The following is a 25,359-nucleotide window of genomic DNA, read 5'->3' as shown; positions in this document are numbered from 1 at the left end:
GCTGGAGAGTTTGCCGGCTTCGTGGCACAAGAAAGCTTGTCTGAAAGAGGAGCACCGACATGTCCGGCACATTTGGCAAAGGTCACCATCTGCATCTGATCGACGGGTCGGCGTTTATTTTCCGCGCCTATCACGCGCTGCCACCGCTGACGCGCAAGTCGGACGGGCTGCCGATTGGGGCGGTGGCGGGTTTTTGCAACATGTTGCACCGCTATGTCGAAGGCAACACAGGGCCGGATGCACCGACCCATGTCGCCGTGATCTTTGACAAGGGCAGCCATACCTTCCGCAATGACATGTATGACAAATACAAGGCCAACCGCGAGGCCATGCCCGAAGACCTGCGCCCGCAGATCCCGCTGACCCGTACCGCCACCGAAGCGTTCAACATCGCTTGCAAGGAAAAGGAAGGTTTCGAGGCGGACGACATCATTGCCACGCTCGCCGTGCAGGCACGGGCCGCGGGCGGGCGCTGCACCATCATCAGTTCGGACAAGGATCTGATGCAGCTGGTCGGCGGCGGTGTTGAAATGCTGGATGCGATGAAAAACAAGAGCATCGACCGCGACGGTGTGTTCGAGAAATTCGGCGTCTATCCCGACCGTGTGGTGGATGTGCAGGCGCTGGCGGGCGACTCTGTCGATAACGTCCCCGGGGCACCCGGGATCGGGATCAAGACGGCCGCTTTGCTGATCAACGAATATGGTGATCTCGATGCGCTGCTGGAGCGCGCGGGCGAGATCAAGCAGCCCAAGCGGCGCCAGACCCTGATCGACCATGCTGATCAAATTCGGTTGTCCCGCGATCTGGTCAAGCTGGACGAGAACACGCCGCTGGACTTCACCCTTGACGATCTTGAGGTGCGCGACCCTGATGCAGATCAACTGCTGGACTTTCTGGCAGAGATGGAGTTTCGCACCCTGTCAAAACGTGTGGCCGAGGTGCTGGGGAAAGAGGCCCCCACCATCGCCGAGGCACCGGTCGCCGCCGATGCCCCGGCCGCGGCGGATGTGCCGTTTGACGCAGAGCTGTATGAACACGTCAGTGACACAGCCGCGCTGCAGGCCTGGATCGACCGTATCTACGAATTCGGCTATGTCGCCGTCGATACAGAGACCACCGGGCTGGACGATATGGTCGCGCAGCTTGTCGGCGTTTCGCTTTGTGTCGAACCGGGCAAGGCCTGTTACATCCCGCTCATCCACAAGGCGCGCGGCAGCGATGATCTGTTCGGGAGTGATGATCTGGCCGAAGGGCAGATCCCTACCGAAGAGGCGCTGCGCCTGCTGACCCCGATGCTGGAGGATCCCTCAATCCTCAAGATCGGGCAGAACATGAAATACGACAGCAAGATTTTCGCTCAGCTGGGGATCAACGTCGCGCCCATCGACGACACGATGCTGCTGTCCTACGCGATGCACGCCGGGCTGCACGGCCACGGCATGGACACGCTGTCTGAACGCTATCTGTCGCATACACCGATCCCGATCAAGCCGCTGCTGGGGACAGGCAAATCGGCCATCACCTTTGATAAGGTGCCGCTCGCCGATGCGGTGAAATATGCCGCCGAGGATGCGGATATCACTCTGCGTCTGTGGCAATTGTTCAAACCCCAACTCCACCGCGTCGGGGTGACGAAGGTTTATGAAACGCTTGAACGCCCGCTTGTGCCTGTTTTGGCGGCAATGGAACGCTCTGGCGTGAAGGTGGACCGCGATACGCTGAGCCGGATGTCGAACGCCTTTGCCCAGAAGATGGCGGGGCTTGAGGACGAGATCTATGAACTCGCCGGGCGTAAATTCAACGTCGGCTCGCCCAAGCAGTTGGGGGAAATCCTGTTCGACGAGATGGGGCTGGAAGGCGGCAAGAAAGGCAAGACGGGGGCCTATGCCACCGGTGCCGATGTGCTTGAGGACCTCGCGACAGAACATGACCTGCCCGCGCGGGTGCTGGACTGGCGGCAGCTGTCCAAGCTGAAATCGACCTATACCGACGCGCTGCAGGACCACATCAACCCCGACACGGGCCGGGTGCATACCTCCTACTCCATCGCGGGGGCGTCGACCGGGCGGCTGGCCTCGACCGATCCGAACCTGCAAAACATCCCGATCCGGTCCGAAGAAGGGCGGCGCATCCGCGAGGCCTTTGTCGCAGAGCCGGGCAAGGCGCTGGTCGCGCTTGACTATTCCCAGATCGAGCTGCGGATTCTGGCGCATATCGCCAATATCCCCGAGCTTAAGCAGGCGTTTCAGGACGGCATCGACATTCACGCGCTGACCGCTTCGGAAATGTTCGGCGTGCCACTGGACGAGATGACGTCGGACGTGCGTCGTCAGGCCAAGGCGATCAACTTTGGCGTAATTTACGGCATCTCGGGGTTCGGTCTGGCGCGCAACCTGCGTATTCCGCGCGCCGAAGCACAGGGGTTCATCGACCGATATTTCGAACGTTTCCCCGGCATCCGTACCTATATGAATGACACCAAGGCTTTCGCCAAAGAGCATGGCTTTGTGCAGACGCTGTTCGGGCGCAAGATCCACACGCCCGAGATCAGCGCCAAGGGCCCCCGCGCCGGTTTTGCCCAACGGGCGGCCATCAACGCGCCTATTCAGGGCACTGCCGCCGATGTGATCCGCCGTGCGATGATCCGCATGCCCGACGCGATCAAGGATCTGCCCGCCACCATGTTGTTGCAGGTCCACGATGAGTTGCTGTTCGAGGTGGAAAAAGGCACCGAAGACGAACTGATCGCCGCCGCGCGCCAGGTGATGGAAAATGCAGCCGATCCGGTGGTCAAACTGGATGTGAAGCTTGACGTGGATGCGGGCGTCGGGGCGAGTTGGGCGGAGGCGCATTAAGCGCCACTGACGCCCCTGTGGCTAGCTGAGTGTCATCCAGCCGAGGCTGTCCTCGGTCCGTGGGCCGGGGATATATTCGCCACTGACCCAGCCGCGATACCCCGCGCGGCGCATCGCGGCGAAGAGCGCGGGGAAATCAACCGTCCCTGTACCCGGCGCGCTGCGATCAGGCGCGTCGCCAAGCTGCACATGTACGATCAGGTCTTTGTATTGTTCGAACACCGCCACCGCGTCGCCGTGGATCATCTGCGCGTGGTAGCTGTCATACTGCAGCCGGACGTTCGGCCGGTTCACAGCACGCAGCACATCGGCGGCAAGCGCGTAGTCGTTCATGAAATACCCCGGCATCGCGACGGGGTTCAGCGGTTCGACCGTCAGGGTAAGCCCCTTGGGCGCGATATCAGCCGCCCAGATCAGATTGTCGATGAAGGTCTGCCGCGCCAGCGCGCCTTGCCCGTTGCCCGCCATGACATGCAGATAGCGGACCTTGAGCGCGGTGGCATATCGAAACGACCGCTGGATATCGACGCGGAAACGCGCCGCCAGTTCGGGCACCGCGGCAAAGCCCTGTGCGCCGCCGGTGTAATTGGGCGGCGGGGCGTTGATCAGGATCAGCTGCAAGCCGTTGGCGACACAGGCGCGCGGCGTCTCTTTGGCGGCCAGATCATAGGGAAAAAGCACCTCTACCGCGGTAAATCCTGCCTTTGCGGCGGCGGCAAAACGGTCAAGATAGGGCAGCTCGGGCCACAGCAGAGTAAGGTTCGCGGCTGGCTTCATGAAGGATCATCCGGTTCGGGCCGCTATCGTCGCGCTGTGGCAGGCAGGATCAATCGGGCAGTTCGTCCGAGGGGATAATACCAAAGAAGCTGCCGTCCGACCATACGCCGAACCAGCCTTCGTGATGCACGCCAAGCTCGACCAGCCGGTAAAAGCTTTTGCGGTCGATCAGCGCCTCCAGGTTGCGGCGGATACGGACGTAGGGCGCGGGTTCACCATCTTCGGGGTCGCGCTCAACTCGGATCGGCAGTTCGGGGCCTGCGACGGCGATGTCTTCCAGGTTTGTCTGGAAGGTCAGCGTCTGGTCGGTGCCACTGCCTTCGGCCTCGAAATCGATGGCGACAAAGGGGGCGTCCTCGACCTTGATGCCGACTTTTTCAACCGGCGTCACAAGGAAGTAATCATCTTCTTCGCGGATCAGAATCGATGCGAACAGCTTTACCAGCCCGATGCGTCCGATGGGGGTGCCTTGGTAGAACCACGTGCCGTCGCGTCTGATCTCCATGTCCAGATCGCCGCAAAACGGGGGGTTCCACTTTTCAACCGGCGGCAATCCGCGTGTTTTGGCGGCGGAAACAGAGGCGGCAAGGCTTTCTGCTGTCGGGGTCACGGTTTTTTGTCCACTCATTGCTTTTGCCATTTCCTGTTCACACGATACACTTACATCTAACTGATATAACCCCGAGGACGCAAAAGTCATGACCCAAGCCCGCGATATGGTAGCAGAAATCGAGACGCTTGGCGAAAAGCTGGCCGAGGCGAAGGCCTCGATCAACCGGCGTTTCATCGGGCAGCAACGGGTCGTTGATCTGACGCTGACGGCGCTGCTCTGCGGTGGCCACGGACTGCTGATCGGTTTACCGGGTCTGGGCAAGACGCGGCTGGTCGAAACGCTGAGCACGGTGATGGGGCTGGATGGCAATCGGGTCCAGTTCACGCCCGATTTGATGCCTGCCGATATTCTGGGGTCAGAGGTGCTGGACACCGCCGCCGATGGCACCCGCGCGTTCCGCTTTGTCGAGGGACCGATCTTTTGTCAGTTGCTGATGGCGGACGAGATCAACCGCGCCTCGCCGCGCACCCAGTCGGCTTTGCTACAGGCAATGCAGGAAAAGACCGTGACCGTCGCCGGACAGGACCGCGCCTTGGGGCATCCGTTTCACGTGCTCGCCACCCAGAACCCTATTGAACAAGAAGGCACCTACCCGCTGCCCGAGGCCCAGCTTGACCGCTTTTTGGTGCAGATCGACGTGGCCTACCCCGACCGGGAGACAGAGCGGGATATTCTGCTGGCCACCACAGGGGATACCGATGCGCAGGCCGCGCCCGTCTTTACCACGGCAGAGCTACTCGCCGCGCAAACGCTGCTGCGGCAGATGCCGGTGGGTGAATCGGTGGTCGAGCTGATCCTTGATCTGGTCCGCGCCTTCCGCCCTGACGGGCCTGATGCCAGCCCGCAAGTGCGCGATACCGTGGCGTGGGGCCCCGGCCCACGCGCCGCGCAAGCGTTGATGCTGACGGTGCGGGCGCGCGCTTTGTTGCAGGGGCGTCTGGCACCGTCGGCGGAGGATGTCATCGATATGGCCCGTCCTGTGTTGCTGCACCGTATGGCGCTGAACTTCGCGGCGCGCGCCCGAGGCGACAGCCTATCTGCGCTGATTGACACAACCGCTGCCAGCCTGATCGGGAAAAAGGCCGCGGCGTGAACAGCCCCGACACCCTTCGCATCCGATCAGAGGAGCAAGCCGCCCGTTTGCCCGCGCTGCTGGCCCGTGCAGAGCATCTGGCCGGTGCAGTCCTGCTGGGGGCCCATGGGCGTCGACGCGCAGGGGTGGGGGATGATTTCTGGCAATACCGTCCGGCACAGGCCGGGGATAGCCGTCGCAGCATCGACCACCGGCGTTCGGCCATGGGGGACCATGAGTTCGTGCGCGAACGCGAATGGCAGATCGCGCAGTCGGTCATGCTTTGGGTCGATCAGGGGGCGTCCATGCGCTTTGCCTCGACGGCTGCGTTGGAACAGAAGGGCGACCGCGCGCGGCTGATCGGGTTGGCGCTGGCGATCCTGCTGCAACGGGGCGGCGAGCGGGTCGGGCTGACCGGCAGCGCCCTGCCCCCGCGATCAGGCAGGCCGCAGATCCTGCGCCTTGCCGAAGCCCTGTGTCAGGACGACGCCGCCGACTACGCCCCGCCGGAACATCGCGCCATGATCCCCCATGCACGGGCTGTGTTCATCTCTGACTTCATGGGGGATCTTGCGGGGGTGACCACCGCGCTGACCAAAGCGGCGGACCGCGGGGTGCGTGGCGTGTTATATCATGTGCTGGACCCCTCGGAGGAGGCCTTCCCCTTCACCGGCCGCACCATCTTTGAAAGCGTTGGCGGCACCCTGCGCCACGAGACCTTGAAAGCGAACGACCTGAAAGACCGCTATCTGGAACGGCTCGCCGCGCGCAAGGCAGAGCTGCGGCAGCTTTGTGCCCTGACTGGCTGGCAGTACGGGCTGCACCACACCGACAGCACCGCACAATCGGCGCTTTTGTGGCTCTATGCGGCGCTGGATACGCGCAGCGGGGGGGCAGCATGACCGTTCTGGGGGGCATCGGCTTTACCGCGCCGTGGATGCTGCTGGCGCTTCTGGCGCTGCCGATCCTGTGGCTGATCCTGCGCGCGGTGCCGCCTGCACCGATCCGACGCCGCTTTCCCGGTGTGGCGCTGCTGCTTGGGCTGAGCGATGATGAAAGCGTGTCGGATCGCACGCCGTGGTGGTTGCTGCTGCTGCGCATGCTGGCGGTGGCCACGTTGATCATCGGGCTGGCCGGACCGATCCTGAACCCGCAAGAGGAACAGACCCAAGGCACCGGCCCGCTGCTGATCGTGCTCGACGGGTCTTGGGCGGGAGCCACGCGTTGGCCGCAGCAAACCGAAGCGCTAGAGGCGCAGTTGACCCGTGCGGCACGCGCTGGTCGCACTGTCGGTTTTCTGACCCTCACCCGACCAGAAGCACCCGCCTTTCAATCCGCTGAGGCATGGCGCAGCCGTCTGGCCGGGTTTGATCCCGCCCCCTGGCAGCCCGCCCCCGCCGACATTGACCGCGCGATAGAGATCGCGGACAAGCTTGGCGGTTTCGATACCCTGTGGTTCAGCGACGGGCTTGCCTATGCGGGGCGCGACGCGATGCTTGATGCGCTTCAGGGCAAGGGCAGCGTCGAGGTCTATCAGACTGGCGCAGACGTACTGGCACTGGCCCCCGCGACCTATGAGGACGGGGCGATTACCCTGACAGCCAAGCGCGCCCTCGCTGGCGCTGAGCGGTCGGTGACCATCACGGCGCAGGGCCGTGATCCCGCGGGCAATATCCGCGTCCTCGCCAGCGTTCCGGCCACATTTGACGCAGGATCAACGCAGGCCAGCGCGGCCCTGTCCCTGCCCGCAGAGCTGCGCGCGCGGATCACGCGTTTCGACATCGCGGGGCATCGCTCCGCCGGGGCGACGACGCTGGTGGATGATGCGCTGCGGCGGCGCGAGGTTGGGCTGATCGCCGGGCGGGAAAACCGCGAAGGGCTGGAGCTGCTGTCCCCCCTGCACTACATCGAACAGGCATTGGCCCCCGCCGCCGATCTGATTGAGGGGGGGATTGGCGATGTGCTGCCCGCAAACCCAGATGTGATCGTGCTGGCCGATATCGCGACCCTGTCGGAGGCAGAGCAGGCCCCCTTGATCGACTGGATCGAAGCCGGTGGCATGTTGGTGCGTTTCGCCGGTCCACGCATCGCCGCCAGCGACATCAGCCGAGATACCGAAGACCCGCTGATGCCTGTGCGCCTGCGGGCCGGTGGTCGCAGTGTCGGCGGCGCAATGAGCTGGGGTGCCCCGAAAACGCTGGACAGCTTCCGCGAGTCCTCTCCTTTCTACGGGTTGGAGATACCGCAGGATGTGACCGTCTCGGCCCAGGTCGTCGCGCAGCCCGACCCGACACTGGCAGAGCGTGTGATAGCATCGCTGAGCGATGGCACCCCGCTGGTCACCCGCAAGCAGGTAGGACAGGGGCAGATCGTATTGTTTCACGTGACAGCCACGGCCGAGTGGTCGACGCTGCCGCTGTCGGGGCTGTTTGTTCAGATGATGGAACGGTTAGCGATTTCTTCATCTTCCGCCGGTATCGAGGCTTCGGACCTGCAGGGCACGACGTGGACGCCCCTGCGCGTGATGGACGGGTTTGGCACACTGTCTGACGCGGGTACGCTGCCCGGTGTGGACGGGGCTGATCTGATGGCCGCGGCTGCGGGCCCAGACCTGCAACCGGGGGTCTATGCCTCTGGCGATCGGCGCATTGCGCGCAATGTGGTGGTTGCAGATACCACCCTGACCCCCGCGGCATGGCCAGCGGATGTGCCAGTACGTGGGCTTGATGTGGCCGATGAACAGCCGCTTGCCGGTTGGCTGTTGTCCCTGTCGATCCTGCTGCTGCTCGCTGATGTCATCGCGTCGCTTTCCTTGTCGGGGCGGCTGCTCAAGCACAGCAATGCCGCAGGGCTGATTCTTGCGGCGCTGATCTATGCACCGACGCAGGCCGACGCCCAGGCGGACGACAGCTTTGCCCTGAACGCCACGGCGGAGATGACGCTGGCCTATGTGATCACCGGCAACGCGTCGGTCGACGAGATGTCGGATGCCGGATTGCGCGGGTTGTCGGATACGCTTTATTTCCGCACCTCGGTCGAACCTGCCAACCCCATCGGTGTGGATCTGGAGCGGGACGAACTTGCCTTCTTCCCAATGCTATACTGGCCCATCACCCCCGATCAGCCCCGCCCATCGGATGCGGCCTATCGCAAGCTGAACGACTATCTGCGCTCCGGCGGGATGATCCTGTTCGACACACGTGATGCGAATATCGCGGGCTTCGGGGCCGCCAGCCCCAATGGGCGCAAGCTACAAGACCTCGCCGCGCCGCTGGACATCCCCCCGCTTGAACCCTTGCCTGCGGATCACGTGCTGACCCGCACGTTCTATCTGCTGCAGGACTTTCCCGGACGGCACAGCGGGCGCGATCTGTGGGTAGAGGCATCGCCCCCCGATGCAGAACAGGTAGAGGGGATGCCGTTCCGCAATCTGAATGACGGGGTGAGCCCGGTTGTCATCGGTGGTAATGACTGGGCTGCGGCCTGGGCCGTGTCCTCGAACGGCGCGCCGATGGTGCCCATCGGGCGCGGTTTCGCTGGGGAACGTCAGCGCGAGCTGGCCTACCGCTTTGGCGTCAATCTGGTCATGCATGTGCTGACCGGCAACTATAAATCCGATCAGGTGCATGTGCCTGCGCTGCTGGACAGGTTGGGCCAATGACATCAACCATCATCTTCGACCCGCTGATTCCGCTGCCGATGTTATGGGGCGTTGCCGCACTGGCGCTGGTGGCCGTTGTCTTGGCGGTGCTGCGCGGGTTGCAAGGCTGGGCGCTGCGGGGGGCGGCGATGCTCGTCGTTCTGGCGGCGCTTTCTGGCCCCTCCGTGCAGCGGGAAGACCGCGCGCCGCTGACCGATATTGTCGTGATGCTGGAAGACGAAAGCGCCAGCCAATCCCTCGCAGACCGGCCCGCACAAACCACCGCCGCCGCAGAGACGCTGGCAGCACAGATCACCGCGCGCGAGAACACGGAACTGCGCCGCGTGACCGTGCCCGATGGAGAAGGCGATAGCGGCACGCAGCTGATGACCGCCCTGTCAGAGGTGCTTGCCGAAGAGCCGCGCGCCCGTATCGCAGGCATCCTTGCGCTTAGTGACGGACGCATTCACGACGCCGACCTGCCAGTCGATCTGCCCGCACCGATGCATCTGTTGATGACCGGAAAGCAAAGCGATTGGGATCGCCGCCTGTCCGTCCGCAACGCCCCTGCCTTTGCCATCATCGGCGAACCCGTGACCCTGACCCTGCGCATCGACGACCTCGGGGCCGCCCCGCAAAAAGACGCGCTGGCCCCGCTTGAAATTTCGGTCGATGGGGAGCCGCCGCAGACCTTCCGCGTCCCCGTGGGGCAAGATCTGGAACTTCCCGTCACCCTGCCCCACGGCGGGCGCAATGTGATCCGGTTCTCGCTGCCCGAGGCCGAAGGAGAGCTGACCGACCGCAACAATGCCGCGCTGATCCAGATCAACGGGGTGCGCGACCGCCTGCGGGTGCTTCTCGTCAGCGGGGAGCCGCATCAGGGTGGACGGACGTGGCGGAATTTGCTGAAATCAGACAGCTCTGTCGATCTGGTGCATTTCACGATCCTGCGCCCGCCGGAAAAACAGGATGGCGTGCCGGTGGACGAACTTTCGCTGATCGCCTTTCCCACCCGCGAGCTGTTCATGGAAAAGATCGAGGATTTCGATCTGATCATCTTTGACCGCTACAAACGCCGCGGCATCCTGCCCTCGCTCTATCTTGAAAACGTCGCGAATTATGTGCGCGGCGGGGGTGCTGTGCTGGTCGCTGCCGGGGCGGATTTCGCGAGCGCCGACAGCATCTACCGTTCCCCCCTCGGAGAGGTCTTGCCCGCCACGCCGACCGCGCGGGTGATCGAACAGCCCTACCGCCCGCTGGTGTCCGATCTGGGGCACCGTCATCCGGTAACCAGCGGCTTGCCCGAACAGGAAACATGGGGACGCTGGCTGCGGCAGATCGACGTGGCCGATCCCTTGGGCCATGTGGTGATGACCGGCGAAGATGACCGACCGCTGCTGATCCTGAACCGTGTGGAAGAAGGGCGCGTTGCGCTCATGGCGTCTGATCATGCGTGGCTGTGGAACCGTGGCTATGAAGGTGGCGGCCCGCAACTAGAGCTGTTGCGACGGCTGGCCCACTGGATGATGAAAGAACCCGAGCTTGAGGAAGAGGCCCTGACCGCCACAGCCGAAGGCCAGACCATGCGCATCACCCGTCGCACGCTGGGGGACGACATCCCCCCTGTCACCCTGACCAACCCCGATGGCAGCACGGCAGAGATCACGCTTTCGCCAGCCATGCCGGGTGTCTTCGAGGGGGTTTACGAAGGCCCCGAGATTGGCCTCTACCGGCTGGAAAATGGCGACCAAAGCGCGGTGATCGGTTTGGGCCCCGCCGCCCCGCGGGAGTTTGTGGAAACGATTGCAAGCGACGAAACCCTCGCCCCCGTACTTGCGCCCCTGCGCGGTGGTGTCGCGCGGATCGAAGACGGCCTGCCTCGCCTCCGCGACATACGTGTCGGGCGCCCCGCAGCCGGACGTGGATGGATCGGGCTAACCCCTCGCAACGCCTATGAAACACGTGACGTGCGGCAGATGCCGATCCTGCCCGCGTGGCTCGTCCTGTTGCTGGGCAGCGCCCTGATCCTTGCAGCATGGCTGCGCGAAGGGCGGCGTTAACCTTAAAAACAACGCCACCGCCCGATAAATCACGCAACGCTTAAGCAGTTGTTCACCCCAAGCCCCCCATGATCCCCCCGATAGGAGGGATTCGGAGCTTTGGATGAAACCAGCTGACCAGCTTGCCCATGAACAACGCCGCCGCGCAGAGGTGGAAGCGCTGCTTGAACAAACCCAGGCAGAGCTTTGTGCCGCTTACCGCAAGCTGGATGACCACGCGCAAACTGTCTCTGTCGAGATTTCTGAAACACGGGCGGAGGTTGAAAACATCCGCGGCGAAAACAAACGGGTGATGTCCGATCTATGTGCCGCGCGGGAACAGATCGAACTGACCCAACGCCGGCTGTGGCATTCGGTCGAAACCATCCACGACGGCTTTGCCTTTTTCAACAAAGACAATGAAATGATCATGGCCAATCGGTCTTATCTGGCCGTGTTCGACGGTATTGATGCCATCCGTCCGGGTGTCAGCTACTCTACCATCCTTCGCGTGCTCACCGATGAAGGGATCGTTAACATCGGGCGCCGCACGCCAGAGGAATGGCGCGCCAAGATGCTTCTGCGATCGCAGCAAAAGGCTCCGGCACCCATCATCATAAAGCTTTGGAATGGCGCATATATCAAGATTGTCGATCAAAGGGGAAAAGGCGGTGATATCGTATCACTCGCCCGCGACATTACCGAAACCGTGGAATATCAACGCAAGCTCGTCGATGCCCGCGCCACGGCCGAGGCAGCCAACAGCGCGAAATCGCTTTTCCTTGCCAAGATGAGCCACGAAATCCGCACACCTATGAACGGGATCGTAGGCATGACGGAGGTGCTTGGCGATACCGCGCTGACCCAAGACCAACGCCTATATGTTGACACCATAAAGACCTCTGGCGAAGCGTTGCTGGTCATCATCAACGACGTGCTGGATTTCTCGCGCATCGAGGCAAACCGGCTGAGCATCCACCCCGCCCCGTTTGATCTGGAACGTGTTTTCCAAGAAGTACTGCTGCTTTTACAGCCCCTTGCGGTGCAAAAGGGGCTGGACCTCGCGCTGGATTACGACCTGTTTCTGCCGCGCAAACTGGTCGGGGATGCAGGGCGCATCAGGCAAGTGCTTACCAATCTGGTGGGAAATGCTGTCAAGTTTACGCAAAATGGACATATCCTGATCCGCGCCACGGGGCTGCCCGACGCGGGCTCTGGCAACGTGCTGATCAAAATCTCTATCGAGGATACGGGCATCGGCATCGCGCCGGACATGATTGAACATATCATGGGGGAATTTACCCAAGCCAGCAGTGACCCCAGCCCCAATGCAGAGGGGACGGGACTGGGGCTCGCCATCTGCCAACGTCTGGTACAACTGATGGGGGGCGAGATTTGGGTCACGTCAGAGCATGGGGTTGGGTCGTGCTTCGGCTTCGAACTGCCCTTGAAGGCCCAAGAGGACAGTGCCGCGCCGCCGCTTAAGCCACCCCCATTCCTGCGCCATGTCCTGATTGTCGAAAGGGAAACGATCTGCCGATCGATCTTGCAGCGCAATCTGGAACATATCGGTGTGCGCGTGACTTCCTGTGGCACCGGTGAAGCGGGGCTGGCCGCGCTGGACGGCAGTATTGATCTGCTGCTTGTCGACGACACGCTGCCCGATATGGACGGGATCGAATTTGCCCGCGCGGTGCACGTCTCCGACCCCGCGACCGAGGTAATCCTGTACAGCCAGACTCCCGACAAAATCCGCGATAGTATGGATGATACGAGCGTGCGCCGGATCATGAAGAACCCGATCAGTGTCACCGAGCTGCTGGCCGAAGTGTCAACGATGCAGCCGGTGCCTGTTGGTACCCGTCCGATGCGGGTCTTGGCGGCCGAGGACAATAAGACCAATCGTCTGGTGCTTCGAAAGATGCTGCAACGGCTGAACATCGACCTGCAACTTGCCACCAACGGGCAAGAGGCAGTTGCGCTGTTTGAAACCTTCCGGCCCGATCTGGTGTTCATGGACATTTCTATGCCCAAGATGAATGGAAAAGACGCCGCCGCCGCCATTCGTGCGCTGGAAGACGGGGCGAGCAGCTGCCCGATTGTCGCGCTGACAGCGCATGCCATTCAGGACGAAAAGGAAAGGATACTCGCCGCCGGGCTGGATCATTTCCTCACCAAACCCTTGCGCAAGGCGGAGCTTGTGGCGCTCCTTAACCGTTACTGCCCCAACGCGGCTTTCCCGCTGGAGGGTCAGCTGGTGGGATAGGGCCTTACAAATACAGGTTTTTCCGGCGTCGACAGCTCTTTCTGCCATGCGTACCCGCCGATATCGAAATCCTTGATCGCCTCGGCGTCGGTAAGCCGGTTCTGCACAACGAAACGCGCCATCGCGCCGCGGGCTTTCTTGGCGTAAAAGCTGACAATCTTGGGCCCTTTGCCGTCCGATTTATCTTCCATGAACTGTGGTGTCACAACCGTCGGCACCAACGCCTTAAGGTCGACCGCGCCGAAATATTCCTGACTGGCACAATTCACCAACACCTTGCTATTGGTCTGTTCCGCCTGTTCGTTCAACGCTTCGGACAGGCGCGCGCCCCAATAGTCGTACAGCGATTTGCCCTGCGACGTTTTCAATCGGCTGCCCATCTCAAGCCGGTAGGCCTGAATGGCATCCAAGGGGCGCAGCACACCATAAAGCCCCGACAGAATGCGCAGGTGATCTTGGGCATAATCCAGTTCATCAGGGTCTAGGCTGGTCGCTTCCAGCCCCTGATAGGTGTCACCAGCAAAGGCAAAGGCAGCGGGGCGCACAACATCGGGGGACGGATTTTCCTCGAACGCGGTGAAACGGTCGCGGTTCAGCTTGGCCAGTTTCTCGCTCAGGTGCATCAATGATTGCAAATCACCAACGCTCAGCTCGCGGGCCACCTTGACCAAGGCGACCGCATCTTCCTGCAGGTCGGGCGTCGTCATAGCGACGTCGCGTGGGGTCCAGTCCATTTTCTTGGCGGGAGAGATAACGGTCAGCATGGATTTTCCTTTTTTGGTCGCAGCAAGAGCTAGCCCGCTTGCTGCAAAACGTCCAGAAATGCGGGGCCAAACCTTTCGGTGCGTTTCTCGCCCAAAATGCGTTCGATGGCATCAAGGTTCGGCGCGTGCAGCTGCGCCACTTTTGCCAGCAGCGAGGTTGAGCAGCTCAACGGTTTTTCGCCGCCATCCGCCCCGCGAGACAAGGTGGTTTGCACTTCGCGCAATTGATCGAACACCGACCCTGCCGCGCGCCCCGCCAGCTTGCGCCGCGTCGGGTGCATCTCGGCGGCGGCCCCGTTGATCACCTCTAGAAACGCATCGCCAAAATTCTCGAGCTTTTTGGCCCCCACCCCGCCGATACGTGCCATGGCGTCCAGTGTATCCGGACGTTTCTCGGCCATCTCGATCAGGGTGCGGTCATTAAAGATGATATAGGCGGGCACTTTGGCGGCTTCTGCCAGCCCGCGTCGCTTCGCCTTGAGCGCAGAGAGCAGCGGCGCATCCTCGTCGCTGACCATCGCCTTGACCGCAGGACGGCGCTGCGATGCGGCGGCGCGGATACTGTCCCGGCGCAGAGAGATCGACGCCTCCCCGCGCAGGATTGGCAATGCGGCATCGGTCATGCGCAGCGCACCGTGACGTGCGGCATCGGGGCGCACCAGATCGTGCCCCATCATTTGCCGGAACACCGCCTGCCATTCGCGTTTGTCATATTCCTTGCCCACGCCATAGGTCGGTAAATCGCTGTGCCCGCGTTCACGGATTTTATCGGTTTCATTGCCCAGCAGGATATCGATCAGATGACCTGCGCCAAACCATTCCTCGGTGCGCAGCATTGCCGACAGCGCCTTGCGCACGGCGGTGGTCCCGTCAAACACATCGGCAGGCGTATCGCAAAGGTCGCAATTGCCACAGGTGACATCGGTTTCGTCAAAGTATTTCAACAGGTTCGCCCGGCGACACGCCAATGCTTCGGCCAGCCCCAGCAGCGCGTTCAGCCGTGCATGATCAGCGGCGCGCCGTTCCGGCGGGGCGAGCCCTTCATCGATCTGGCTGCGGCGCAAACGGATATCATCAGGGCCGAACAACGTCAGCGTCTCGGCCGGCGCACCGTCGCGACCCGCCCGCCCGATTTCCTGGTAGTAGGCTTCAATGGATTTGGGCAAATCGGCGTGGGCCACCCAGCGGATATCCGGCTTGTCGATGCCCATGCCAAAGGCCACTGTCGCCACCACGATCAGCCCGTCTTCCTGCTGGAAACGGCGTTCGGCGGTGCGGCGGTCGTCCGCCTCCATCCCACCATGATAATGCAATGCCAGATGTCCGTCGTCGCGCAACGCTTTGGCCAGCCCTTCGGTCTTGGCCCGCGTTCCGCAATAGACGATGCCCGACTGCCCCCTACGCCCTGACGCAAAGTTCAGTATCTGCGCGCGCGGCCCGTTTTTGGCCGCAAAGGCCAGATGGATATTGGGCCGGTCGAACCCGCGCAGGAAGGCGCGCGGGGGGACACCGTCGAATAGTTTCTGAACGATCTCGGCTTGGGTTTCCGTGTCCGCCGTTGCGGTGAACGCGGCCAGCGGAACGTCAAGCGTACGACGCAATTCGCCGATGCGCAGGTAATCAGGGCGGAAATCATGACCCCACTGGCTGACGCAATGCGCCTCGTCCACGGCGATCAGCGATACGCCAACCCGTTTGAGCATGCCCGTAACCGACCCGGCAGCGAGCCGTTCGGGGGCCATATAGAGCAGCTTGAGCGTTCCGGCCTCAAGCCCTTCCCACACGGCATCGGTTTCCTCGGGCGTATTGCCAGAGGTCAGCGCCCCCGCCCCGACGCCAAGCTCTTGCAGCGCGCGGACCTGATCGCGCATCAGGGCAATCAACGGCGATATCACCACCGTCACCCCGTCGCGCAAAAGCGCAGGCATTTGGAAACAAAGAGATTTACCACCACCCGTGGGCATGATGGCCAATGTGTTTTCGCCGGCGGTAACGGCCTCTACGATCTCTTGTTGGCCGGGGCGGAACCCGTCAAATCCAAAGACATCACGAAGTAGCGTGGCAGCGCCTGACATGAAAAACCCAACTGTATCTAACCTGCAGTTTGCAGAATCTCATAGTCGCGGGCGGGGAACAATCCCTGCCCGTGCGTCCGGCGGGGTCTTTGCCCCAGCAGCCGCCCGATCAGTAGAACAGCGCGGCGTTGTTAATCAGCAGGATACGCAGAACGGCAACGGCGATCAGAACGACCAGCGGTGCCAGATCAAGCCCGCCCATTTGCGGCAGAAAGCTGCGGACCCGCCCATAAACAGGCTCCAACAAGCGATTCAGCCCATCCCAAACTTGCGCCACCAAAGGTTGACGAAGATTTAAAACCTGAAAATTAATCAGCCAGCTCATGATGACATGCGCGATGATGATGAACCAAACGATGTTCAGCAGAAGCATCAGGATCTGAAACAGGGATGTCATAAGGGGGCCTTTCGTTGCACAGCGCGAAAGTAGGTGCGCAGGCATCAAAGAACAAGAGCGGCAGCGCCTTGGCACCGCCGCTCTTGGTAAAATCGCATCACATCACGCTTGCATCGCGTTGATGACGACAGAAAAATCCAGACTATCGACCTGAAGCATGGACCAATCGGCGAAATGCCGTGTCTCGATCGGCTTTTCGTCGAGGATTTTGAAGCCGCTGTGACGACTGTCTTTCTGGATGTTTTCGATCAACTGGCGGATGGCGACTTCTTCGCCCTCAAGCACCTGACAAAAGTTGCGTCCGTTGTAGGCCAAGGCACCGGTGACACCGTGTTTTTCATTCTCGCGCACAGCGACGGTAAATATGTCGGCAACATCCGTCTTAGAGACCGAAGGAACTGCGGTGCTGAAGTACAAAAGCCGGATCATCGACATACGGAGCCTCGTAAAATTATCCAAAACATTCTTAACGTTGGCACCCTGTGTAGGCAAAAAGGATTTGAAAAGCGACCCTTTTGAGATGTCTTATGACATACTGATGGGCAATTCACGCTTACGTTGCGCATAACACCGCTCTTGCGCCGCGTATGGCTGCTGCACTACCGTCCCTCAAAACAGGAGAAAGCAGTCATGGCAGCCACGTCAGCGCGCAAGAAAATCTGGGGCTGGTACTTCTTTGACTGGGCCAGCCAACCCTATAACACGCTTCTTCTGACGTTTATTTTCGGCCCCTATTTCGCGCAAACAGCAACGGCAAATCTTATGGATGGCGGCATGGCGCTGGATGCCGCCAAGGCGCAGGCACAGGCCTATTGGGGCTACGGGCTGACGGTTGCGGGGATCATGATTGCAATACTGGCCCCGACCCTTGGGGCGGTGGCTGATTCATCGGGCAAGCGGATGCCGTGGATCTGGCTGTTTTCGGGGCTTTATGTGGTGGGATCAGCCGCGCTTTGGTGGACCGCGCCGCAAGATTTCTCGGTCCTGTGGGCGCTCTTCTTCTTTGGCATTGGCCTTATCGGGATGGAATTCGCGACAATTTTCACCAACTCCTATCTGCCAGAGCTGCATCCCGACCCGGGAGAGCGCGGGCGGCTGTCGGGGTCAGGCTGGGCTTTTGGCTATGTCGGCGGTGTTGTGGCGCTGATCGTGATGATCGCGCTGTTTCAGGCGGGCAGCAACGGGCGCACGATGGCGGGGCTAAGCCCCCTCTTCGGGCTGGACCCCGCGACCAAAGCCGATACGCGCATCGTCGGGCCGCTGACCGCAATCTGGTACGCGGTCTTTATGATCCCCTTCTTTCTGTATGTGCGCGATACGCCGGTGACCGGCGCGGCGCGGTACCGCGTGGGCCAAGGGCTTTCTGATCTGTGGGTCACGCTCAAGAACCTGCCGCGCCACCCGTCGCTGCTGGCCTATTTGGGGTCATCCATGTTTTACCGCGATGCACTTAACGGAATGTACACATTCGGCGGGATATACGCGCTTGGCGTATTGAACTGGAGCATTATTGATATCGGCGTCTTCGGGATACTTGCCGCGATTTCAGGCGCGGTGTTCTGCTGGGTGGGCGGGCGTGTGGATCGTGCGATTGGGCCGATGCCTGTGATCGTAACATGCTGTCTGATCCTGATTGCAACGGCCGTGCTGATCATCTCGCTGACGCCCAACTCGATTATGGGCATCACGCTGGCCGAAGGATCCTCCGCGCCCGACATCGCCTTTTACATCGCTGGTGCTTTGATAGGGGCGGCGGGCGGGGCGCTGCAGGCATCGTCGCGCAATATGCTGACCCGTCAGGGCAACCCCGACCGCATGACAGAGGCGTTTGGCCTTTACGCGCTATCGGGCAAAGCGACCTCGTTTCTGGCCCCTGCGCTGATCGCCATCGCAAGCGACGTATCCGGCAGCCAACGGATCGGGATCGCCCCTGTCGTAGGGCTGTTCATCATCGGCCTGGTTCTGTTAGTCTGGGTGAAACCGAACGGAGATTTCGCGAAATGATCCTGACACGAATCCTCACATGTACCGCGCTGGCCCTCACGCTGGCGGCCTGCGGCGGGTCACCGTCCAAGCCGAATGCGGAAGCGTCCAAAATCCTGCCGACCATCGGGTCGTCGGGGGGCGCGCGAAGCAACATTCAGGCCAAGAAGCTTTTTGGCGCGAAAGCCGACGGGTCACGGCAGTCTTCCGCCGCTTACGGCAGCTATTCCAAGGGCTGCGTCGCGGGGGCACAACAACTGGCGGAAACGGGGCCGACCTGGCAAGCGATGCGCCTGTCGCGCAACCGCAACTGGGGCCACCCGGAGATGATCGATTACATCAAAATGCTCAGCGCGAAGGCCGCGCAGCAACCCGGATGGGAAGGGCTGTATGTCGGCGATATCAGCCAGCCCCGTGGCGGCCCGATGCTGACAGGGCACGCCAGCCACCAGATGGGTCTGGACGCCGATTTCTGGATGCTTCCGCCCAAGTCGCTGTCGCTCAGCCGGGCAGAGCGTGAAAGTATTTCCTCTATCTCCATGCGTCGGGCCAGCGGTGCCTATGTGAACAGCAGCTGGACCCCGCAGCACCATCAGGTGCTCAAGGCCGCGGCATCTGATCCCCGCGTGGCGCGCATCTTTGTTTTCCCCGGGGCCAAGGTGCAGATGTGTGCCGACGAAAAGGGCGACCGCAGCTGGCTGCGCAAAATCCGCCCTTGGTACGGGCACCACTATCATTTCCACGTCCGGCTGAGCTGCCCCAAAGGGGCGACCGGCTGCGTCAACCAGGATCCGCCCCCTGCGGGCGACGGCTGCGCCGATGCGCGTCAGTGGCAGGCGAATATCCTGAACCCGCCCCCCCCAAACCCCAATGCGCCCAAGCGCAAGCCAAAGCGCGAACTGCTGCTTGCTGACCTGCCAGCGCAATGCCAATCCGTGCTGGATTCGAACTAAGCTTGCTACAGATCCTTTTTGCCCTCGGCTTTGCCTCCGCTGCTTTTGCGGCGGGTGCAAATGGCCCTATCGCGCAGCATCAGCAGTTGACGTGGGAGCATGACGCCCCCTGGTTCGGTGGCCTGTCCGGTGTCGAGATGCGCGCGGATGGCAAACAGCTTACCGCGATCAGCGACCGCGGGCGGATCATCGTGGCCGATCTGTCGCGCGACGCGCTTGGCACGCTGACGGGGATGGAGATCATCCATTCCGTCGCGCTGCGCGATAAGAACGGCGCGGTGATGGACAAACCCGAGGCCGACGCCGAAGGTCTGGCGATTGCGCCGGATGGCAGCATCTTTATCAGCTACGAAGGCGATCATCGAATCGCGCGTACGAACCTTGCCGACGGCACCCCATTGCAGTTCATCGCCCCGCCCGAGGGCGCATTGCTGCGCGACAACGCCGGATTTGAAGCTTTGGCCGTTGATGCAGCAGGCGCGCTTTATGCCTTGCCCGAGGATAACCGCGGCGATCAGATCCCGCTGTACAAATACCAAGACGGCGCGTGGCGCATCGCGGCCTACCTCGAAAATGACAGCCCCTTTGTCCCCGTGGGTGCGGATTTCGACGACGAGGGTCGGTTGTATCTGCTCGAGCGTACGGTCACCCCGCTGGGGTTTCGCACGCGGCTGCGGCGGATCGAACTCTTTGGGGATCAGGCCAGCGCGGTGACGCTGCTGCAAACCCTGCCCGCGCGATATGACAACCTAGAGGCGCTGACCGTTTGGCGCGACGCCATCGGGCGCACGCGGGTGATGATGATATCAGACGATAACTTCCTCTCCGTGCAGGAAACCCAGGTGATCGAGCTGACGATAACGCAATAGCTTGCGCGGGTGCCCCGCCTTCCCTACAACGCATGACGTCTGCGATCCCCGCAGGCCAAGTCGCCGCACCCTTGCAAAAAACGGTTTCAAATATGACACGCACCTACCTTCCCGGCATTCTTGCCATGGCCGCCATCGTTGTGGCCTCCAACATTCTTGTTCAGTTCCTCTTTGGCCAATGGCTGACCTGGGGCGCGTTCACCTATCCGCTGGCGTTTCTGGTCACCGATGTGATGAACCGCGTCTACGGCAAGGATGCCGCGCGCCGTGTCGTGCTGGTAGGCTTTGTCGTCGGGCTGGTCTGTTCGCTGATCGGGACACAGATCATGGGCGAATTCGGGCCGCTGGTGACCCTACGCATCGCGATCGGGTCCGGTGTGGCATTCCTCGTGGCGCAATTGGTCGATGTCGCGATCTTCTCTGCGCTGCGCGATGGCACGTGGTGGCGTGCACCTTTGGCCAGCACGCTGGTCAGCAGCACGCTTGATACGTTGCTGTTTTTCTCGATCTCATTTTCCGGTGCCCTGTCGTTCCTGCATCCTGCAACCGATGTGTCCTGGGCGGCCGAAATGTTGCCATTGCTGGGTAGCGGCCCGCTCGCGCCGCTTTGGGTATCGCTAGCCGTTGCAGACTGGTCTGTGAAACTTGGGATTGCGCTTATTGCCCTGATCCCCTTCCGCATCATCACTGCACAACTTTTGACCCGCAGTTGATAGGCACCCTTTTGTGAACCCTGACGGGTGCAGAAAACGTTTTGCGTTTTCAGATTACTGTGCCAGTCTTCAAGTGAGTTCAACAAATGTAAAGGAGGTGATCCAGTGTCAAGAACGGTATTGGAGCGAGGTGTCGGAACAGCTTGGGAGGTATCCCGTTAGGGCAGCCCCTGACGGTTGAAACAACCCGGGTGGATCGCCGATCTAACCGATCCCACCTCCTTAAACCATTCGATTGGGCCGCTCCGCACCGGGGCGGCCCTTTTCGTATCTGGGCGTTCCCCTTTCCCTTGGGTCTGCGCGATGCGATAGTCGCCATGAAGGAGAGTTTGATGCTGCGGATCACGGACGAGATTGCCATTCAGGACTGGGAGCTGACGGAAAGCTTCATGCGTGCCTCCGGGCCCGGCGGTCAGAATGTGAACAAGGTCTCGAGCGCCGTGGAACTGCGGTTCGAGGCCGCGACCTCCCCTTCTATTTCGACGCCGGTCAAAAACCGTCTGCGCAGACTGGCGGGCCGTCGTTGGACGACCGAGGGCGCGTTGGTGCTGCAATGTGACGAAACCCGAAGTCAGGTCCGCAACCGCGAGATTATCCGCGAGCGCCTGAAGGAACTGATCACCGCCGCGTTGAAGCCGCCCAAAAAGCGTATCCCGACGCGCCCCACGCTCGGTTCGAAGAAACGCCGGCTGAAGGCGAAAAAGACGCGGGGCGAGGTGAAGGCGCTGCGCGGGCGGGTAGATCCGCCGGAATAGCCTGCCGCGGGGCCTGCCCTGCGCGCCCGTTCCATCACTTCTATTGCAGCGCCCCTATCTCGCCGTTTTTTGCCGATATGCGCCCCCTATCGGCAAATCGCCGCCATAGCGCCGAATCCGCGCCGGAACGGATCGCCGCGGCCCGGTGTTCCCCTCGCAGACATACAAGCGATGTCTGGTAGTAAATCTAAGGAGAACTCAGATGAAACTTACGACCACAACACTGATCGCGACCCTGATGGCCACCGGCGTTTCCACCGCAGCGATGGCGCAAACCTCTGTTGATGGTGCCGTTGGCGGCGCAGCAGACGTAGGCTCGGGCATCAGCGCTGACGTTGGCGCATCCGGTTCACTATCCACCGATTCCACACTGAAACAAGCCAAGGGTGCCGTGACCGACACCGGCGACACCGCGCAGGAAAACTATGGTCAGTTGATCCAGGAACTGCGCGCCGGTGCCGAAACCGACACGCAGACCCAAGCAGAAATTGATGCGTTCGATGCCGACGCCAAGCTGGACGTCGTAACCGTGTCGGAGCTGAAAGCCTCCAAACAGGGGACCACAACCGCGCTGGACGACGCGCTGGACGCACAAGCCGAGGCCGTTGACGACATGCGCGCCTCTGTTGACGCCAATGCTGACCTGAGCGCAGAGCTGGAAGCCGAAGGCTTTACCTCGGAAGAGGTCGTGGCCGTGCGCGGTAACGGTATGGGCGGTCTGACCCTGATCGTCGACGACCGCGGCTAAGCGATTTGCAGTTATGCCCCGCACCCCACGCAGGCGGCATAAAGCAGAGGGGCCGGTGGGAAACCACTGGCCCCTTTTGCCGTCGGATCAGACGATAACTTTCTGAGCCGCTTGATCGCCGACGCCAAAGACACGTTTGTAACGGTCAATCTCTGACTGCGGGCCCATTGCTTTGTTAGGGTTATCCGACAGCTTCACCGTCGGGCTGCCGTTCGCCTTGACCGCTTTGCACACCAACGAAAACGGGGCGAGCGCGTCGTCAGGCACCAGCCCGCGGAAATCATTTGTCAGCAAGGTGCCCCACCCGAAGGAGGCTTTGACCTTGCCCGCGAACTGTTGATGCAGTTCCTTGATCTTGGCGACATCCAGACCGTCGCTGAAAATAACCCGCTTTTCGCTGGGGTCTTCACCGCGGGACTTCCACCAGTCGATCGCGGTCTGTGCCGCCACCGCCGGATCACCACTGTCGACGCGGATGCCGGTCCAGCCCGCCAGCCAGTCGGGCGCGTTATCCAGAAAGCCTTTCGTGCCGTAAGTATCAGGCAGAATGATGCGCAGGTTACCTTCGTGTTCGTCGTGCCAGTCTTGCAGAACGTCATAGGGCGCTTGCGCAAGTGCGGCGTCGTCCTTGGCCAATGCAGCATAGACCATCGGCAGTTCATGCGCGTTGGTGCCGATCGCCTCTACCTCTCGGCTCATGGCGATTTTGCAGTTTGACGTGCCGGTAAAGGCGTCGCCCAAGCCTTCCTGCATGGCCTGCACGCACCAATCCTGCCACAGGAACGAATGGCGACGACGGGTGCCGAAATCGGCGATGGACAGATCGGGGATTTCCCGAAGGGCTTCGATCTTTTCCCAGACACGGGTCATGCCGCGCGCATAGAGCACCTGCAGTTCGAACCGGCCCATACGGTCCAGCACGGCGCGGCTGCGCAGCTCCATCAGGACGGCGAGGGCGGGGATCTCCCACAGCATCACCTCGGGCCACGACCCTTCGAATGTCAGCTCGTATTGGTCGCCCTTCCGCTCTAGATGATAGGGCGGCAGGCGCAGGCCCTCGAACCACTCCATGAAGTCGGGGCGGAACATCTGGCGCTTGCCGTAAAAAGTATTCCCACGCAGCCAGGTGCTTTCCCCACGGCTGAGTGACAGCGACCGGATGTGATCTAGCTGTTCGCGCAACTCGCCTTCGTCAATGAGATCGGCCAGCGGGATATGCTTGGAACGGTTGATCAGGCTGAATGTGACCTGTGTTTCCGGCTTGTTGCGAAAAACCGACTGGCACATCAACAGCTTATAGAAATCCGTATCGATCAGGGACCGCACGATAGGGTCGATCTTCCACTTGTGGTTCCAGACGCGGCTTGCAATGTCGACCATGTTCAAAGCTCCCTTAGGCGGTGTGTTTGTGGCCCATCCATCTTGTACGGGCAAGGGAATTGCCGCTGACACAGTGCAAAACCTGTGGTAATCCACCGACTTAACCCCCTAAGGAGCGCTGCTAGATGCTGGAATGGCCCATTCTCTTGCGAGAGTTGATTACCTTGTTTGTCGTGATCGACCCTATTGGCAGCCTTCCCGTCTTTCTTTTCGCGACAGCCAACGTCCCGCAACACCTGCACAAAAGCTTTGCGCTGCGGGCCGTACTGGTGGCCGGTCTGGTCTTGCTTGGGTTCCTCGTGGGCGGGCAATATCTGCTTGAGAACCTTGGGCTGCGGCTGGGGTCGTTTCAGGTCGCGGGCGGGATTATCCTGTTCCTCTTCGCGCTCAGCATGATCTTCGGCGACCCGAAACCGACACAGGAAATCGAAGCGGCAGAGCGGGATCATCTCGCCGGTGCGGTCTTTCCGCTCGCCATGCCGTCTATCGCCTCTCCGGGGGCAATGCTGGCGATTGTTATCCTGACGGACAACCACACCAACCAGATATCAGACCAGTTGGTCACGGCAGGCCTGCTGGTTGTCGTGCTGCTGTTCACGCTTGTGCTTTTGTTGCTCGCGGGGCGGATCGGTCACCTGATGGGGACCACGGGCGCCAGCGTGATCAGCCGCGTCATGGGGATCATTCTGGCGACCGTCGCGGTGGATGCCACGCTTGGCGGGCTGGATGCGCTGGATATCCTCAACATCGCCCCCGTCGAAGACGCCCCGCTTAGCGCAGAGTAACCCCCGCCGCCGTCATCGCCGCGCGGGCGGCAGAAAGCGACCCGTCCAGATCAATCGCACGACACAGGTCCAAGCGGACCTCGACATCAAAGCCCAGCTTCGCCGCGTCCACGGCGGAAAAGTTGACGCAGAAATCAAGCGCCAGCCCGACCATCGTCAGCTTGGTTATACCGCGTGTCCGCAAATACCCTTCAAGACCGGTAGGCGTCGTCTGGTCATTTTCGAAGAACGCAGAATAGCTGTCTATGGCGGGGTTGTACCCTTTACGAATGATCATGTCGGCACGGGTTTGATCCAGCCGCGGGTGGAACGCGGCCCCGTTGCTGCCTTGGACACAATGATCCGGCCACAGCGCCTGCGCGCCATAGGGCATCTGCGTCACCTCGAACGGCGCCTTACCCGCATGGGACGACGCAAAGGAGGAATGGCCCGCCGGATGCCAGTCCTGCGTTAGAACCACCGCATCCGCCTGCCCCATCAGCGCGTTGATCCCGTCGACGATCGCGTCGCCATCTGTCACCGCAAGGGCGCCGCCGGGGCAGAAATCATTTTGCACATCAATCACGATCAGGGCGTGGGTCATATCGGGTTCCTCATAAGCCTGCTTGTGCCAAGGGACATAGCACGGCGGGTGCGGCACGGCACCCCCTTGCCTGAACCGCCGCATGGGCG

The 25,359-nt window shown here is 61.5% G+C and carries 21 protein-coding genes; 13 read left to right on the top strand and 8 right to left on the bottom strand.

Annotated features, from left to right (window positions below; translation table 11 throughout):
- Positions 1-59: 59 nt before the first annotated feature.
- Positions 60-2,858 (top strand): DNA polymerase I, encoded by a 2,799-nt coding sequence (gene polA, locus B4F27_RS02025; protein ID WP_286758715.1) that lies wholly within the window; start codon positions 60-62, stop codon positions 2,856-2,858.
- Positions 2,859-2,879: 21 nt separating this feature from the next.
- Here polA and B4F27_RS02020 read toward each other — a convergent pair whose 3' ends face one another.
- Together B4F27_RS02020 and B4F27_RS02015 are read right to left on the bottom strand one after the other, a co-directional pair.
- The gene (locus B4F27_RS02020) at positions 2,880-3,635 is read right to left on the bottom strand and encodes a hydroxypyruvate isomerase family protein (protein WP_286758714.1); all 756 of its coding nucleotides are present in this window, start codon (positions 3,633-3,635) and stop codon (positions 2,880-2,882) included.
- Between the two features lie 49 nt (positions 3,636-3,684).
- Positions 3,685-4,263: a DUF1285 domain-containing protein gene (locus B4F27_RS02015; protein WP_286758713.1), complete on the bottom strand. Its 579-nt coding sequence runs from the start codon at positions 4,261-4,263 to the stop codon at positions 3,685-3,687.
- A gap of 70 nt (positions 4,264-4,333) precedes the next feature.
- Here B4F27_RS02015 and B4F27_RS02010 point away from each other — a divergent pair, with 70 nt between their 5' ends.
- From B4F27_RS02010 to B4F27_RS01990, 5 genes are all read left to right on the top strand, one after another.
- Positions 4,334-5,341 (top strand): AAA family ATPase, encoded by a 1,008-nt coding sequence (locus tag B4F27_RS02010; protein ID WP_005850489.1) that lies wholly within the window; start codon positions 4,334-4,336, stop codon positions 5,339-5,341.
- Positions 5,338-6,222, top strand: coding sequence for a DUF58 domain-containing protein (locus B4F27_RS02005; RefSeq protein WP_180828431.1), 885 nt, complete (start codon positions 5,338-5,340; stop codon positions 6,220-6,222). Before B4F27_RS02010 ends, B4F27_RS02005 begins: the two co-directional genes overlap by 4 nt.
- Positions 6,219-8,981 (top strand): DUF4159 domain-containing protein, encoded by a 2,763-nt coding sequence (locus tag B4F27_RS02000; RefSeq protein WP_286758712.1) that lies wholly within the window; start codon positions 6,219-6,221, stop codon positions 8,979-8,981. The genes B4F27_RS02005 and B4F27_RS02000 overlap by 4 nt, the downstream gene beginning before the upstream one ends.
- Positions 8,978-11,020, top strand: a complete 2,043-nt coding sequence (locus B4F27_RS01995; RefSeq protein WP_286758711.1) for a hypothetical protein — start codon at positions 8,978-8,980, stop codon at positions 11,018-11,020. The genes B4F27_RS02000 and B4F27_RS01995 overlap by 4 nt, the downstream gene beginning before the upstream one ends.
- A gap of 103 nt (positions 11,021-11,123) precedes the next feature.
- The gene (locus tag B4F27_RS01990) at positions 11,124-13,265 is read left to right on the top strand and encodes a response regulator (protein WP_197145854.1); all 2,142 of its coding nucleotides are present in this window, start codon (positions 11,124-11,126) and stop codon (positions 13,263-13,265) included.
- On the opposite strand, the gene yaaA is transcribed toward B4F27_RS01990, so the two are convergent.
- From yaaA to B4F27_RS01970, 4 genes are all read right to left on the bottom strand, one after another.
- Positions 13,250-14,029, bottom strand: a complete 780-nt coding sequence (yaaA, locus tag B4F27_RS01985; RefSeq protein WP_286758710.1) for a peroxide stress protein YaaA — start codon at positions 14,027-14,029, stop codon at positions 13,250-13,252. The two genes, B4F27_RS01990 and yaaA, sit on opposite strands and share 16 nt — an antisense overlap.
- A gap of 29 nt (positions 14,030-14,058) precedes the next feature.
- Positions 14,059-16,104, bottom strand: coding sequence for a DNA helicase RecQ (gene recQ, locus B4F27_RS01980; RefSeq protein WP_286758709.1), 2,046 nt, complete (start codon positions 16,102-16,104; stop codon positions 14,059-14,061).
- A 109-nt stretch (positions 16,105-16,213) separates the two neighbouring features.
- Entirely contained in the window at positions 16,214-16,501 is a 288-nt protein-coding gene (locus B4F27_RS01975) for a YggT family protein (RefSeq protein WP_005850500.1), read from the bottom strand.
- Between the two features lie 102 nt (positions 16,502-16,603).
- Complete coding sequence (locus B4F27_RS01970; protein WP_286758708.1) at positions 16,604-16,930, bottom strand: BLUF domain-containing protein; 327 nt, start codon at positions 16,928-16,930, stop codon at positions 16,604-16,606.
- A gap of 201 nt (positions 16,931-17,131) precedes the next feature.
- Between B4F27_RS01970 and B4F27_RS01965 the strand changes: the two genes are divergently transcribed.
- From B4F27_RS01965 to B4F27_RS01940, 6 genes are all read left to right on the top strand, one after another.
- Positions 17,132-18,505 carry an MFS transporter gene (locus B4F27_RS01965; protein WP_286758707.1) on the top strand — a complete coding sequence of 458 codons (1,374 nt, stop codon included), beginning with the start codon at positions 17,132-17,134 and terminating at the stop codon, positions 18,503-18,505.
- Positions 18,502-19,437, top strand: coding sequence for a penicillin-insensitive murein endopeptidase (gene mepA / locus B4F27_RS01960; RefSeq protein ID WP_286758706.1), 936 nt, complete (start codon positions 18,502-18,504; stop codon positions 19,435-19,437). The genes B4F27_RS01965 and mepA overlap by 4 nt, the downstream gene beginning before the upstream one ends.
- A 2-nt stretch (positions 19,438-19,439) precedes the next feature.
- Positions 19,440-20,306 carry an esterase-like activity of phytase family protein gene (locus tag B4F27_RS01955; RefSeq protein WP_286758705.1) on the top strand — a complete coding sequence of 289 codons (867 nt, stop codon included), beginning with the start codon at positions 19,440-19,442 and terminating at the stop codon, positions 20,304-20,306.
- Positions 20,307-20,398: 92 nt separating this feature from the next.
- The gene (locus tag B4F27_RS01950; RefSeq protein ID WP_037954002.1) at positions 20,399-21,019 is read left to right on the top strand and encodes a queuosine precursor transporter; all 621 of its coding nucleotides are present in this window, start codon (positions 20,399-20,401) and stop codon (positions 21,017-21,019) included.
- 332 nt (positions 21,020-21,351) lie between these two features.
- A complete protein-coding gene (gene arfB / locus B4F27_RS01945; protein ID WP_074636516.1) occupies positions 21,352-21,774 on the top strand; it encodes an alternative ribosome rescue aminoacyl-tRNA hydrolase ArfB in 423 nt (140 codons plus the stop codon).
- A 202-nt stretch (positions 21,775-21,976) separates the two neighbouring features.
- Entirely contained in the window at positions 21,977-22,522 is a 546-nt protein-coding gene (locus tag B4F27_RS01940) for a hypothetical protein (protein WP_037942593.1), read from the top strand.
- Positions 22,523-22,609: 87 nt separating this feature from the next.
- Here the strand turns inward: B4F27_RS01940 and pncB are convergent, their stop codons facing one another.
- The gene (pncB, locus tag B4F27_RS01935) at positions 22,610-23,902 is read right to left on the bottom strand and encodes a nicotinate phosphoribosyltransferase (RefSeq protein WP_009825586.1); all 1,293 of its coding nucleotides are present in this window, start codon (positions 23,900-23,902) and stop codon (positions 22,610-22,612) included.
- A gap of 125 nt (positions 23,903-24,027) precedes the next feature.
- Between pncB and B4F27_RS01930 the strand changes: the two genes are divergently transcribed.
- A complete protein-coding gene (locus B4F27_RS01930) occupies positions 24,028-24,687 on the top strand; it encodes a MarC family protein (protein ID WP_037942591.1) in 660 nt (219 codons plus the stop codon).
- Here the strand turns inward: B4F27_RS01930 and pncA are convergent.
- Positions 24,674-25,270, bottom strand: a complete 597-nt coding sequence (gene pncA, locus B4F27_RS01925) for a bifunctional nicotinamidase/pyrazinamidase (RefSeq protein ID WP_286758704.1) — start codon at positions 25,268-25,270, stop codon at positions 24,674-24,676. The two genes, B4F27_RS01930 and pncA, sit on opposite strands and share 14 nt — an antisense overlap.
- Between the last annotated feature and the right edge of the window lie 89 nt (positions 25,271-25,359).

The sequence above is a fragment of the Sulfitobacter sp. UBA1132 genome, from assembly GCF_002311545.1.
Lineage (GTDB): Bacteria > Pseudomonadota > Alphaproteobacteria > Rhodobacterales > Rhodobacteraceae > Sulfitobacter > Sulfitobacter pontiacus.
Note: the sequence above shows the minus strand (reverse complement) of the source record. Positions and strands in the feature narration are given on the sequence as shown.

Coding starts and splice junctions, on each gene's coding strand:
- polA (WP_286758715.1), top strand. CDS start 60: ATGTCCGGCACATTTGGCAAAGGTCACCATCTGCATCTGATCGACGGG.
- B4F27_RS02020 (WP_286758714.1), bottom strand. CDS start 3,635: ATGAAGCCAGCCGCGAACCTTACTCTGCTGTGGCCCGAGCTGCCCTAT.
- B4F27_RS02015 (WP_286758713.1), bottom strand. CDS start 4,263: ATGAGTGGACAAAAAACCGTGACCCCGACAGCAGAAAGCCTTGCCGCC.
- B4F27_RS02010 (WP_005850489.1), top strand. CDS start 4,334: ATGACCCAAGCCCGCGATATGGTAGCAGAAATCGAGACGCTTGGCGAA.
- B4F27_RS02000 (WP_286758712.1), top strand. CDS start 6,219: ATGACCGTTCTGGGGGGCATCGGCTTTACCGCGCCGTGGATGCTGCTG.
- B4F27_RS01995 (WP_286758711.1), top strand. CDS start 8,978: ATGACATCAACCATCATCTTCGACCCGCTGATTCCGCTGCCGATGTTA.
- B4F27_RS01990 (WP_197145854.1), top strand. CDS start 11,124: ATGAAACCAGCTGACCAGCTTGCCCATGAACAACGCCGCCGCGCAGAG.
- yaaA (WP_286758710.1), bottom strand. CDS start 14,029: ATGCTGACCGTTATCTCTCCCGCCAAGAAAATGGACTGGACCCCACGC.
- recQ (WP_286758709.1), bottom strand. CDS start 16,104: ATGTCAGGCGCTGCCACGCTACTTCGTGATGTCTTTGGATTTGACGGG.
- B4F27_RS01975 (WP_005850500.1), bottom strand. CDS start 16,501: ATGACATCCCTGTTTCAGATCCTGATGCTTCTGCTGAACATCGTTTGG.
- B4F27_RS01970 (WP_286758708.1), bottom strand. CDS start 16,930: ATGATCCGGCTTTTGTACTTCAGCACCGCAGTTCCTTCGGTCTCTAAG.
- B4F27_RS01965 (WP_286758707.1), top strand. CDS start 17,132: ATGGCAGCCACGTCAGCGCGCAAGAAAATCTGGGGCTGGTACTTCTTT.
- mepA (WP_286758706.1), top strand. CDS start 18,502: ATGATCCTGACACGAATCCTCACATGTACCGCGCTGGCCCTCACGCTG.
- B4F27_RS01950 (WP_037954002.1), top strand. CDS start 20,399: ATGACACGCACCTACCTTCCCGGCATTCTTGCCATGGCCGCCATCGTT.
- arfB (WP_074636516.1), top strand. CDS start 21,352: ATGCTGCGGATCACGGACGAGATTGCCATTCAGGACTGGGAGCTGACG.
- B4F27_RS01940 (WP_037942593.1), top strand. CDS start 21,977: ATGAAACTTACGACCACAACACTGATCGCGACCCTGATGGCCACCGGC.
- pncB (WP_009825586.1), bottom strand. CDS start 23,902: ATGGTCGACATTGCAAGCCGCGTCTGGAACCACAAGTGGAAGATCGAC.
- B4F27_RS01930 (WP_037942591.1), top strand. CDS start 24,028: ATGCTGGAATGGCCCATTCTCTTGCGAGAGTTGATTACCTTGTTTGTC.
- pncA (WP_286758704.1), bottom strand. CDS start 25,270: ATGACCCACGCCCTGATCGTGATTGATGTGCAAAATGATTTCTGCCCC.